Consider the following 12,516-nt stretch of genomic DNA (forward strand, 5'->3'; position numbering starts at 1 on the left):
CCCTAAAGTGGCATGAGTTCATTCGGCAGCGATAGCGGAAGCCGGCGCCGTTGTCTTCCCCTGCGGGGGCCGGCCGGTATCTGCGATCTGTCGCGTCTCGGGGAGGGCCAGCAGGCAAATGGCGACGCCGATCGCAGCGACGGCTCCGAGGGTCATGAACGCTGCGCTGTAGCCGGCTCCGACCACGACGAAGCCGGCAAGGGTCGTCGACAGCGCCGCGCCAATGCTTTGGGCCGTGATCACGGCGCCCTGCGCGACATTGAATCGGCCGGTGTTGCGCATGAGATCGGCGACGATGACGGGGAAGATCGCGCCGAAAATGCCGGCGGCGACACCGTCGAGCAGCTGCACGCCGACCAGCCAGAACGGATTGTCCGACAGCGTGTAGAGCGCGCCGCGAATGGGCAGGATCAGAAGCGCGGCAAGGAAGAAGCGCTTATGGCCCCAGCGGTCGGCCTTCGCCCCGACCAGCATCGCGAATGGCACCATCACCAACTGGGCGGCGACGATGCAGGCCGACATCAGGCTGGTGCCCATGTTCTTGTCCTGGAGCGCGAGCTTCTGTCCGACCAGCGGCAGCATCGCCGCGTTCGAGAGGTGGAAGAGCAAAACGCAGATGGCAAAGACCAGCAGGGGGCGGCAGGTCAAGAGCACCGTAAGACCTGACGGCTGTTCGCGCGATGCATTGGTGTCGTCCAGCCCGCGGGCGAGGTCATGGTCGATGGCGCGTTCGGGGATTGCAAGAATGCTGACGAGGCTCGCAACCGCCATGGCACCAAGAAGATAAAACACGACTGATGGCCCGAACCAGTAAGCGGAGACGCCGGCCAGCCCGGCCGCGACGGCGTTGCCGGCATGATTGAAAGTCTCGTTGCGGCCAATTCGGCGGGTGAAAGCGGCACGGCCAAAGATGCCGAGCGAGACGGCCGCGATCGCGGGAGGAAAGATCACGGCGGCAGCCTGCGCCATGCCTTGCGAGATCGCGACCGGCAGGAATGTGGGAAACAGGGGCAGCGACAGCGAGGCCAGGGTCACGAGAACGGCGGCGGCTGCCATGACTGCCCGTTTCGCCCTGATGGCATCGACCAGCGCGCCGGCCGGCGTCTGCGCCACGATGCCGGCGACGGTCGCGATCGACATCACGAGGCCGATCCGCGCCTCGTTCCAATGCTGCTCGGTGAGGAGATAGACGGCGAGATAGGGACCGAGGCCGTCGCGGACGTCGGCGAGGAAGAAGTTGGCAGCGTCCAGCGCGTGGCCGGCCTGCCTTGCCTGATCGGGATTTTCGTTCGACATCGGTGTCTCGATCGAGGCAGGGAAGCGCCCCGGCAGAAACCGATCTCTCATGACCTTTGTTCCCGCCTTAGAACTTCACGGCTAGGAGAACCGCGCCGGCACCGATCATGGTGATCCCGATCCAGCCCTGCGTGGTCGGCCGCTCGCCGAGAAAGGCGAAAGCGAACAGCGCCACCAGCACGACACTGAGCTTGTCGATCGGCGCCACCAGCGTCGCTGGCCCGAGCTTCAGGGCACGGAAATAGCACAGCCATGACGCGCCGGTCGCAAGCCCCGACAGCACAAGGAACAGCCAGGTTTTGGACGAGACCGCTGACGGCACGATGAATTGCCCGGTGAAGAACAACAGCACCGAGAAGGCGAGAAGGATGACGATGGTGCGGATGAAGGTCGCGAGGTCAGGGTTGATGTTCTCGACGCCCACCTTGGCGAAGATCGCGGTGAGCGCTGCGAAGCAGGCCGACAGCAGCGCCCAGGTTTGCCAGGCGGAGAAGAGGGCAGGTTTCATGGGGTAGGTATCCGTTGTCTTGAGACGGTGCGCTAGCGCCGTCATTGCGAGGAGCGAAGCGACGAAGCAATCCAGAATCTCGCGGCGGCGACATTCTGGATTGCTTCGCTGCGCTCGCAATGACGGCGTTGGTGGCGGCTTCCTGAGCTCACGACACTCACCTCGCCACCGACAGCTTCTCCGTGATCGCCTTGCGCAGGATGCGCGAGAGCGATTCCACCGAATACGGTTTCTGGATCAATTCAAAGCCGCGATGGGCGCTTTCGGCGAGCACGTTGCTGTAGCCGGAGGTGAGCACGACGGGCAGGCCCGGATAGCGCTCGCGGATGATGCCGGCGAGTTCGACACCATTCATGCCTGGCATGATGACGTCGGAGAACACCAGATCGACCGCGAACTCGTTCTCGCCGAGGATGGCGAGCGCGGCGTTGGCGTTGGCGACGCGGCGGGTGACGTAGCCGAGGTCTTCCAGCAGCTCGGTCGAAAATTGGCCCACATCGTCATTGTCCTCGACCACGAGCACGCGGTAGCCCCGCCCGGTGGTGGCGCCCTCGCTGGTCAGGGATGCCGCTTCCTTCTCGGCACTGGGGCTCTGGGCCTGCGGTAGATAGATCGTGAAGGTCGCGCCCTGGCCCGGTGTGCTCGTCACGGCGATGTCGCCCTCGGACTGCTTTGCAAATCCGAAGGCCTGGCTGAGGCCGAGCCCGGTGCCCTTGCCGACTTCCTTGGTGGTGAAGAAGGGTTCGAAGATCGCGTCGATGTTTTCGGGCGCGATGCCGCTACCGGTATCGGCAACCGAGATCGCGACATAGTCGCCGCCGCGCGCCGACTGCGCGCGCAGGTTCGGAATGCCCTGGACCTTGCGCACTGAAATGGTGAGACGGCCTTCGCCGTCCATGGCGTCGCGGGCATTGATGGCAAGGTTGATCAGCGCGGTCTCGAACTGCGCGATGTCGGCGACGGTGAAGCAGTCGGCATCGTCGATCTCGACGGCGATCTCGATGCGGCCCCCGACCAGCGGTCGGACCAGCTGTGCCACGCCCTCGACCTGACTGCCGACGTTGAAGATTTGCGGCTTCAGTGGCTGTCGACGCGCGAAGGCCAGCAGTTGCGCGGTCAATTTCGAGGCGCGCTCGACGGTGTCGGAGATGGCGTCGACATAGCGGCGGCGGCGCTCCTCGGGCAATTCGCGCCGGCGCAGGAAGTCGGTCGCCGAGCGGATGATGGTGAGGAGGTTGTTGAAGTCGTGCGCGACGCCGCCGGTGAGCTGGCCGATCGCCTCCATCTTCTGCGACTGCCGCAGCGCTTCCTCGCCGCGGCGGCGCTCGGTGATATCGACGGCCTCAGGCACCGCACCGGTGATGTTGCCGTGGCGGTCGAGCACGGGGCGCATGCCGAACTCGAAATCGCGCTCGCCGATGGGCAGACGCAGCCGCATCTCCATCCGTACCGCCTCGCCCTTCAGCACGGCGTCGAAGGCCTCGCGCACGGTTGCGCTCATGTGTTCCGTGCCGGTGAACCAGGGCGTGTCCCAGAACGGCTTGCCGATGACATCGGCAGAACTCGCCTTGATGCCGTCGAGCGCCGTCTTGTTGGCATAGAGCAGCTCGCCCTTCAGATTGACCAGGCCCTGATACTGGTTGCTGGTCTCCAGAATGGCGCGCAGCCGGGCCTCGTTGGATTCGAGCTCGGCGGTGCGCTCGACGATGCGCTCTTCCAGCGTCTCGTTGAGCTTTCGCAGCTCGATCTCCGCCTGCTTGGCAACGGTGATGTCGTGGGCGACTCCGATGAAGCCGATATGCTTGCCGGTCGGATCCCAGCGCGGCTGCGATTCCGAGCGCAGCCAGCGCCATTCGCCTGAAGCGTCCTTGTAGCGCGCCTCGAGCACGAACGGCTTGAGCGAGGCTTCGCCCTGAACCGATTGCTGCAACACCTGTGGCAGGTCGTCCGGGTGCAGCACCTTGCGCCAGTCGAAGGCGATGGCCTGCTCGTAGGGCAGGCCGACGAAATCGACATAGGCCTGGTTGGCGAATGACCGCGTACGGTCGAGCTTCGTCACCCAGATCGGCACCGGTGCGCTGTCGGCGATCAGCCGAAACCGCTCCTCGCTCTCCCGCAGGGTCTCGCGTGCGAGCGCCTGGTCGGTGATGTCGATATGGGCGCCGACGAGGCGGATGGCGCGGCCATGGCGGTCGCGCTCGATCTTGGCGACGACACGGATCCAACGGGTCTGGCCGTCATTGGGACGGATGATGCGATATTCGGCCGCGTAGTCCTCGCTGGTGCCGGCCAGCGCATCGAAGAAATGCTTGACGGTGGCGTCGCGGTCGTCGGGGTGGATGCGGCTGACCCAATCCTCGTGCGTCTCGTCGGCAGCCTCGGGCGGCAGCCCGTGGATTATCAGATATTCCGGCGAGCGGCGGTTCTTGAAGCCTTCGCGGAAGTCGACCTCGAGGCCGCCGACCTTGCCGATGCGCTGGATGCGCGCCAGCTCGGCCTCGCGCTCCTGGAGCGCATGATAGGCATTGTCGCGCTCGCGCGCGATCTCTTCGAGGTGCTGACGCAGCCTTTCGGCCGCAATGGTCTCGGGCAAAGGATCGTTCAAGGCGTCGGCCGATGTGATGCGGGAGCGCACGTGCCGGTCAGATATTCACACAGACAAAGCGTGATAGCCATTGCTCAAAAGGGAATAGATCAAGGAAACGCCCTCCGCACCACGTGTGGCGGGCAACAATGAACGCGGGGACTGGCTATTTGTTCCTGAAGAAGGAACGATCAGCCGCCTGCGCGCGTATCCGCGTGGCGCCAGATTTGATATCAGTAAGACACCCTTTCCCAAGAGGCTCAATCTTGAAGCTCTTTGTTTGCCAGGCTTGCGGCAACGTTCTCTATTTCGAGAACCGCGCCTGCGAACGCTGCGGCCACCGGGTCGCCTTCCTGCCGGAAAAGGAGACGATGTCGGCGATCGAGCCCGACGGGGAGGGTTGGAAGACGCTTGCGGACAAGGGCGAACGCCGGATGCTCTGCCGCAATGCCGATTACGACGCCTGCAACTGGCTGACCGATGCCAGCGATACCACCGGCTATTGCCGCGCCTGCCGCCACAACGGCATCGTGCCAGATCTCTCTGACCCCGCGCAGCTCGCCGGTTGGCGCGAGCTAGAGGTGGCAAAGCACCGGCTGTTCTATTCGCTGATCCGCTGGAGGTTGCCGCTTCAGACCCGGCTGGACAATCCCGAGCACGGTCTGACTTTCAATTTCCTCGCCGATGATCCCAACACCGGGCAAAGGATCATGACCGGCCACGACAACGGGCTGATCACGATCGCGCTCACCGAGACTGATACCATCGAGCGCGAGCGACGCCGGCTGGAGATGGGCGAGCCGTACCGCACGCTGCTCGGGCATTTCCGCCACGAAGTCGGGCATTATTTCTGGGACGTGCTGGTGCGCCAGGGCGGCAGGCTGGACGAGTGCCGTGCCGTATTCGGCGACGATTCCTCCGATTATGGCGAGTCGCTGCAGCGGCACTATGCCGAGGGGGCGCCGCCGGACTGGCAGCAGAACTACGTCTCGGCCTATGCAACCATGCACCCCTGGGAAGACTTCGCCGAGACCTGGGCGCATTACCTCCACATTGTCGATACGCTGGAGATGGCCGGCGAATTCGGCATGGAGGTGCGCCCGAAGGTCGATCGCGACGGGGAGTTGTCGACGCGGATCCGTTTCAATCCCTACGAGGCGAAGGGCGTCGAGGCGATCGTCGATGCATGGCTGCCCTTCACCTTCGCCATGAACAGCGTCAACCGCGCCATGGGCCTGCGCGACCTCTATCCCTTCATCCTGTCGCCGGCAGTGGTCGCCAAGCTCGGCTTCATTCACAGCCTGGTCCGGGACGTGGCCAAGGACAGGACCAAGGGCGGAAACCAATAGGGCGTCGAGGGGCTCAGGCCTGTACCGGTCTTGCGCTGGTACGCCAGAGCGGGCCGGATTTTGCCCGTTGCCTCCGGCCAATTTTGCTGTACCACGACAGGATACGGCCCCGTCCCACCGGCCCGCCAAGGCGTGGGGCAGGGTCCCGCCCAAGGGACGAAGCTCAAGAAAATCATGTTCAAACGCATCCTGATCGCCAACCGCGGCGAAATCGCCTGCAGGGTCATCAAGACCGCCCGCAAGATGGGGATTCAGACGGTCGCCGTCTATTCCGAGGCCGACCGCGACGCCCTCCATGTCGAGATGGCCGACGAGGCCGTGTTGATCGGCCCGCCGGCCGCGGCCGAGAGCTATCTGGTGATCGAGAAGATCGTCGAGGCATGCAAAAAGACGGGCGCGCAGGCCGTGCATCCCGGCTACGGCTTCCTGTCCGAGCGCGAGGCGTTTCCGCGAGCGCTGGAAGCGGCCGGCATTGTCTTCATCGGCCCGAACCCCGGCGCGATCGCCGCGATGGGCGACAAGATCGAATCCAAGAAGGCGGCCGCGAAGGCCAAGGTCTCGACCGTGCCGGGCTATCTCGGCGTCATCGAGGACGACAAGCATGCGGTCAGAATCGCCGATGAGATCGGTTACCCCGTGATGATCAAGGCCTCTGCCGGCGGTGGCGGCAAGGGCATGCGCATCGCGCATTCGAAGGCCGAGGTCGCAGAAGGCTTCAATCTGGCCAAGGCCGAGGCAAAAGCCTCGTTCGGCGACGACCGCGTCTTCGTCGAAAAGTTCATCGTCGATCCCCGCCATATCGAGATCCAGGTGCTGGGCGACAAGCACGGCAACGTCATCTATCTGGGCGAGCGCGAATGCTCGATCCAGCGTCGCAACCAGAAGGTCATCGAGGAAGCGCCGTCGCCGCTGCTCGACGAGGCCACCCGCCGCAAGATGGGCGAGCAGGCGGTCGCGCTGGCCAAGGCCGTGAACTATGATTCCGCCGGTACGGTCGAGTTCGTCGCAGGGCAGGACAAGAGCTTCTACTTCCTGGAGATGAACACGCGCCTCCAGGTCGAGCATCCCGTCACCGAGCTCGTCACCGGCGTCGACCTCGTCGAGCAGATGATCCGCGTCGCCGCCGGCGAGAGGCTCGCCATCGCGCAGAAGGACGTCACGCTGACCGGCTGGGCCGTGGAGTCGCGGCTCTACGCCGAAGACCCGTTCCGCAACTTCCTGCCCTCGATCGGGCGCTTGGTGAAGTATCGCCCGCCGGCGGAAGTGAGCAAGGACGGCATCACGGTGCGCAACGACACCGGCGTGCAGGAGGGCGGCGAGATATCGATCCATTACGATCCGATGATCGCAAAGCTCGTCACCCATGCGCCGTCGCGCGCGGCCGCGATCGAGGCGCAGGCGACCGCGCTGGACTCGTTCTACGTCGACGGCATCAGGCACAACATCCCGTTCCTGTCCGCGCTGATGCATCATCCGCGCTGGCGCGAGGGCAATCTGTCGACCGGCTTCATCGCGGAAGAATTCCCCAAGGGCTTTTCCGTGCGCGTGCCCGAGGGCGAGGTTGCGCGTCGCATCGCCGCGGTCGGCGCCGCCATCGATCACGTGCTGGGTGAGCGCAAGCGGCAGATCTCCGGCCAGATGGGCGGGCGCGTCGTGCAGCGCGAACGCCGCCGCGCCGTCTGGCTCGACCGCCAGGAGATCCCGCTCGAGGTTGCCCGCGAGGGCGATGCGATCGCGATCCGCTTCGTCGATGCCGACGGCAAGGCCGGCAAGGCGCATCTTCTGGTCTCGCCGTGGAAGCCGGGGGACCCGGTCTGGCAGGGCGCCATCGACGGCCATTTCATCGCGGTGCAGGCGCGGCCGATCGCCAACGGCATTCGCCTCGCGCATCAGGGCGTCGAGGTGCCGGTCTATGTCTGGACCGAAGCCGAAGCCGCCTCCGCCCGGCTGATGCCGGTGACGACGGCCTCCGACACCGGCAAGAAGCTGCTCTGCCCGATGCCCGGCCTCATCGTCTCGATCGCGGTGACCGAAGGGCAGGAGGTCAAGGCCGGCGAGACGCTGGCCGTGGTCGAAGCCATGAAGATGCAGAACGTGCTGCGCGCCGAGCGGGACGGCACAGTCAAGAAGATCCATGCCAGCGCCGGCGCAACGCTTGCCGTCGACGCTCTGATTTTGGAGTTTGCGTAAAAGGTGTGAGTGGGGCTCCGCTGGCCCCACCAGCACCGTCATTGCGAGCGCAGCGAAGCAATCCAGACTGCCGCCGCGGAAAGACTCTGGATTGCTTCGCTGCGCTCGCAATGACGGAGTATGTTGCGGCTGCGTCGCAATAGTTTGAGAGGGCACCATGGCCTTTCGTTCCCGCCGCGAAAAGCTGCGCTCCATCCTGTCGGGATCTGCTTGCGTCCATCCCGGCTCGGTCTATGACGCGATCTCGATCCGCATCGCCGAGGATCTCGGCTTTCCGCTCGGCATGTTCGGCGGCTCGGTCGCCTCGCTCGCCGTGCTCGGCGATCCCGATGTCACGCTGATCACGCTCACCGAGCTTGCCGAGCAGATGCGCCGGATGTCGCGCGCCGCCAGCCTGCCGGTGCTGGTCGATGCCGATCACGGCTACGGCAATGCGCTCAACGTGCGCCGCACGGTGGAGGAGCTGGAGACGGCGGGCGCCGCCGGCCTCACCATCGAGGACACGCTGTTGCCGGCGGCCTTTGGCGAAGCCAAGGCGCAGTTGATCTCGCTGGAGGAGGGCGCTGGCAAGATGAAGGCTGCGCTCGATGCACGCGGTGATTCCTCGCTCGTCATCATGGGGCGCACGGGCGCTGCCTCAATCACCTCGATCGATGATGCAATCCGCCGCGCCAGGGCCTATGAGGCTGTCGGCGTCGATGGGCTGTTCTTCACCGGCATCAAGTCGCGCGCAGAGCTCGAAGCCGTCGCGGCCGCGACGCGTCTTCCCATCGTGCTTGGTGGCGCGCCTGACGAACTGAGCGCGATCGACTATCTCACGGGCCAACGCGTGCGCATCGCGCTTCAGGGGCATGCACCGATCGCCGCGGCGACACAGGCGATCTACGACGTCCAGAAGGCATTGCGCGAGGGGACGCCACCGAAGGCGCTGAAGGGATTGCCGCCGGCAGAGCTGTCCAACCGCGTCATGCGCGAGGCCGAGGTCAAAGCGCGTAGCGCCGATCTTCTCGGATTGAAAAAATGAGCCGGGCGATCCTCCAGGTGATGATCCGTGGACGCGTTCAGGGCGTCGGCTACCGGGCCTGGGTCGAGTATCAGGCCACGGCAAGCGGCCTCGAAGGCTGGGTTCGCAACCGCCGCGATGGCAGCGTCGAAGCACTGTTCGCGGGGGCGCCGAAGCATGTCGCCGACATGGTCGCGCTGTGCCGGCATGGGCCGCCGTCGTCGCGCGTGGACAATGTCACGAGCGAGACCGCCAGCGTCGATGAGCTGAACCTGCGGCGGGCAGGGGAGGCGTTCTCGGTGTTGCCGACGGTGTAGGGCGCGCCCTGAAATCAAAAATGCCTCGGAATTGCAGGCAGATCGGCTTGATCTGCCGCAATGCGCGCGTTTGAGAACGGTCTATCGATGGCTGTTCGAGATTTTCAGGATTGGTAGTGCATGCCATGTCTGATGCACCGCTCGATAGCACAGCGAAGGCGCCGTTCGATCCCAGGGCATTCCTCACGAAGCCCGCCGCCGGTGTGACGCTGGAGCGATTTCAGGCGGGGTGGCAGATTTGCGCTCAGGGTGAGCCTGCGGATACCGTCGGCTACATCCGCAAGGGGCGGGTCAAGCTCACGACGATTTCCAACCGTGGCAAGGAAGCGATCGTCGGGATCATCGGGCCGGGACAGTTCTTCGGCGAAACCAGCTTGAGCAACGCGAACGTGCGGACGGCAACTGTCGTCGCGCTGGAAGACTGCCTGATCACCACGGTGACAAATGAAGTGATGCTCCAGACGCTCGGTTCCGAGCCAGAGTTCTCAAAATTCTTCTTGGCGCATCTGCTGTCGCGGAATACGCGGCTTGAGGAGGACTTGGGCGACCAGTTGTTGAACTTGAGCGAAAAGCGGCTTGCGCGACTTTTGCTGGTCCTTGCCGATCCGGCACAGAACGGCGGAAAACCGAACGAGGTCAATCTCAGTCAGGAGGCGCTAGCGGAAATGGTCGGCACAACCAGATCCCGAATCAGTACCTTCATGAACAAATTTCGTGAGCAGGGGTACATTAGCTACGATAGCCACGGCCGAAGCATCCAAGTCTACGCCGCACTGCTGATGTCCGTGCTGGGATCGTAGCGGCTGTCGGATCAATCGATCTTAGTAGCAAAGGGCCGACCTATTCCAATGTGCTGAGATAGGCCGCGACGGCTTTGATCTGCGCCTCTGTCAGATTGTGAGCGATCGGCTGCATGATGGCCGAGTTGTCGGGATTGGCCTTGTCTTGGCCACGTTCCTTGTCCCAGTTCGTCAGCTTCCTGATCATGTAATCGTGCAGTTGGCCGGCCAGGCGCGGAAACGCATCGGCGCCCTTGGCGTCCGGTCCATGGCAGGATGCGCATGGAGGGACCTCGGCAGCGGGAACGCCCTCTTCATAGATCTTCTTTCCGACAGCGAGCGAGTCTCGCGGCGCTCCCCCTAGCGGCTTCGGGTTGAGATCCTTGAAATAGCCCGACAGAGCCGTGAGCATTGCCGGGGTCAGAACATGCGACACGTTGAACATTACGGGGTTGGTCCGCCTGCGCTCGATGAAGGCCTGCAATTGATTCTTGACATACTCCGGTTGTTGTCCCGCCAATCGCGGCATCGGAAAGGATCCTCGGAAACCTTGTCCCGATAAACCGTGACATGTCTTGCAGTAATCAGTCTTGGCCTTGAGCTCCTGAGCAGGGACGACGGCATCCTTTTCCTCGGCCAGACTCGGCGCTGACAGGCTGGCAATCAGGATCGTTGCCAGCAGCATCGACCTCGGTTCATGGAGCTTCATAATCGTTCCCCGATGATTGCAGTTGTGCAACTTGCAAATTGTTCGCGACAATCGTCGCTAATAACTCTGCTTTGATATCTACGCCCAATCCATGTTGCTCAAACGCCGCACATCATTGAAATCATATTTGCTGTTCTGTTTTGAACAGTCGCTTTGCGCTGCTCGGTTTTAGCTCGCCCTGCCTCGATCTTCATGACCGTACTGACGGCATGCTGCAAGCGGATGGATGACGCGATGCGAGTCAACGGCGTTCGCTCTTTCAAGTGCAGCGGATTTCCAAATCTGTTGGCAGTTGCGGCGACCGCTTGTGCTGCCTTCTGCCTGGTGATCGCCTTTGCTAGCCCCACGCAGGCCCTGCCGAGTTTCGCACGGCAGACCGGGCAGCCCTGCGGCACGTGTCATACCGACTTCCCATCGCTCACGCCGTACGGGCGCCGCTTCAAGCTGCTCGGATACACCGCTGGCGGCGGTCAATTCCGCACCACGCCATTCTCGTCCAATGACGCGATGAACGTGCGCGCCGAATACGACAATCTGCGCGGCTATGCGAAGGCGGTGGCTCCGCAATCGCAAGCCGATGCCGACAGCAAGGATTGGATCCCGCCGATCTCGATGATGGCAGTCGTCGGTTTCACCCACACGCAGGCGGACCTGCCTGCGCCGACCGATCCCTATGCCCCGAACAACAACACCGTTCTGTCGCCGTTCAGCATGTTCTGGGGCGGCGCGATCACGAACAACATCGGTGCGTTCGCACAAGTCACCTACAACGCGGTGCCCGCCGGAGGATTCGGCGATCCCTTCGGACACACCTGGACGTGGGACAACACCGACGTTCGCTTCGCGGGCACCGCAATGGTCGGACCTCTCGATCTCGTCTATGGCATCACCGCCAACAACAATCCGACCGTGCAGGACTTGTGGAATACGACACCGGCGTGGGGATTCCCCTACGCGGCATCGACCCTCGCTGCGACGCCTGCCACCAAAACCGTTGTCGAGGGCGCGCTCGCCGCACATGTCGGCGGCGTCGGCGCTTACGCGATGATCAACGACCTGCTGTATCTCGAAGTGACCGGTTACAAGATGCTCTCGTTCAGCCAGCAGAATGCGCTCGGCACGGATCCGTTTGGCGTCGGGCAGCTTGGCGGAATCGCGCCGTATTGGCGCGTGGCATTTGAGCCGCATTGGGGCCGGAATACATGGATGATCGGAACGTTCGGTATGTATTCCGAGCTCCATCCATGGCTCAACACGGCTTTCGGCACTTGGACAACCGCTGTTGATCCTTTGGCGGACAGGTTCACCGACATCGGTTTCGATACGCAATACCAGTATCAGGGCGACAATTTCTGGGTGACGTTGCGCGGCAGCTACATTCGAGAATATCAGCGGCTCGATTCGAGCTTTGCGAGCTTGGCCGCTGCCAATCCGACCAATCTGGTCAACAGCATGAAGCTGCAGGCCTCGGTGGCGATGGGGGCCGACAACCGCGTCGTCCTCACCGGTCAATATTTCAAAATCTCGGGCACCTCGGACGCGAACCTTTACGGGACCGATCCGCTCAGCGGATTGGCCATGACCCCCAACAGTGACGGGTGGCAGGCCGAGATTGCCTACATCCCGTTTGGGGCGAGCAAGATGATCGGCTGGCCGTGGTTCAACGCCCGCATCGGCCTCCAATACACCTACTACAACAAGTTCAACGGCACCTCGGTCGCCGCCCACGACAACAACACCCTGTTCCTCCACGCCTGGTTCGCCATGTAGGCCGGGCTGCT

General features: G+C 63.5%; 10 protein-coding genes. 6 read left to right on the plus strand and 4 right to left on the minus strand.

Translation table 11 applies throughout. From position 1 onward, the window contains the following. Positions 1-18: 18 nt before the first annotated feature. From XH91_RS15100 to XH91_RS15110, 3 genes are all read right to left on the minus strand, one after another. Positions 19-1,296 carry an MFS transporter gene (locus XH91_RS15100; protein ID WP_128954856.1) on the minus strand — a complete coding sequence of 426 codons (1,278 nt, stop codon included), beginning with the start codon at positions 1,294-1,296 and terminating at the stop codon, positions 19-21. 67 nt (positions 1,297-1,363) lie between these two features. Next, positions 1,364-1,804, minus strand: a complete 441-nt coding sequence (locus XH91_RS15105) for an EamA family transporter (RefSeq protein WP_128951310.1) — start codon at positions 1,802-1,804, stop codon at positions 1,364-1,366. Positions 1,805-1,961: 157 nt separating this feature from the next. Next, a complete protein-coding gene (locus XH91_RS15110) occupies positions 1,962-4,439 on the minus strand; it encodes a hybrid sensor histidine kinase/response regulator (protein WP_128951311.1) in 2,478 nt (825 codons plus the stop codon). A 215-nt stretch (positions 4,440-4,654) separates the two neighbouring features. Here XH91_RS15110 and XH91_RS15115 point away from each other — a divergent pair, with 215 nt between their 5' ends. The 5 genes from XH91_RS15115 (at position 4,655) to XH91_RS15135 (ending at position 10,047) form a co-directional block, all read left to right on the plus strand. Then, positions 4,655-5,737 carry a zinc-binding metallopeptidase family protein gene (locus tag XH91_RS15115; protein ID WP_128951312.1) on the plus strand — a complete coding sequence of 361 codons (1,083 nt, stop codon included), beginning with the start codon at positions 4,655-4,657 and terminating at the stop codon, positions 5,735-5,737. A gap of 174 nt (positions 5,738-5,911) precedes the next feature. Then, entirely contained in the window at positions 5,912-7,927 is a 2,016-nt protein-coding gene (locus tag XH91_RS15120; RefSeq protein WP_128951313.1) for an acetyl-CoA carboxylase biotin carboxylase subunit, read from the plus strand. Positions 7,928-8,084: 157 nt separating this feature from the next. Continuing rightward, complete coding sequence (locus XH91_RS15125) at positions 8,085-8,951, plus strand: isocitrate lyase/PEP mutase family protein (protein WP_128951314.1); 867 nt, start codon at positions 8,085-8,087, stop codon at positions 8,949-8,951. Then, positions 8,948-9,247 (plus strand): acylphosphatase, encoded by a 300-nt coding sequence (locus XH91_RS15130; protein WP_128951315.1) that lies wholly within the window; start codon positions 8,948-8,950, stop codon positions 9,245-9,247. The genes XH91_RS15125 and XH91_RS15130 overlap by 4 nt, the downstream gene beginning before the upstream one ends. Positions 9,248-9,372: 125 nt before the next feature. Further along, complete coding sequence (locus XH91_RS15135) at positions 9,373-10,047, plus strand: Crp/Fnr family transcriptional regulator (RefSeq protein WP_128951316.1); 675 nt, start codon at positions 9,373-9,375, stop codon at positions 10,045-10,047. Between the two features lie 40 nt (positions 10,048-10,087). Here the strand turns inward: XH91_RS15135 and XH91_RS15140 are convergent, their stop codons facing one another. After that, positions 10,088-10,711 (minus strand): c-type cytochrome, encoded by a 624-nt coding sequence (locus XH91_RS15140; protein WP_245470918.1) that lies wholly within the window; start codon positions 10,709-10,711, stop codon positions 10,088-10,090. 309 nt (positions 10,712-11,020) lie between these two features. On the opposite strand from XH91_RS15140, the gene XH91_RS15145 reads away from it, so the two are divergent. Continuing rightward, positions 11,021-12,505 carry a cytochrome C gene (locus tag XH91_RS15145; protein ID WP_245477335.1) on the plus strand — a complete coding sequence of 495 codons (1,485 nt, stop codon included), beginning with the start codon at positions 11,021-11,023 and terminating at the stop codon, positions 12,503-12,505. Positions 12,506-12,516 lie beyond the last annotated feature (11 nt).

The sequence above is a fragment of the Bradyrhizobium guangzhouense genome (genome assembly GCF_004114955.1).
Lineage (GTDB): Bacteria > Pseudomonadota > Alphaproteobacteria > Rhizobiales > Xanthobacteraceae > Bradyrhizobium > Bradyrhizobium guangzhouense.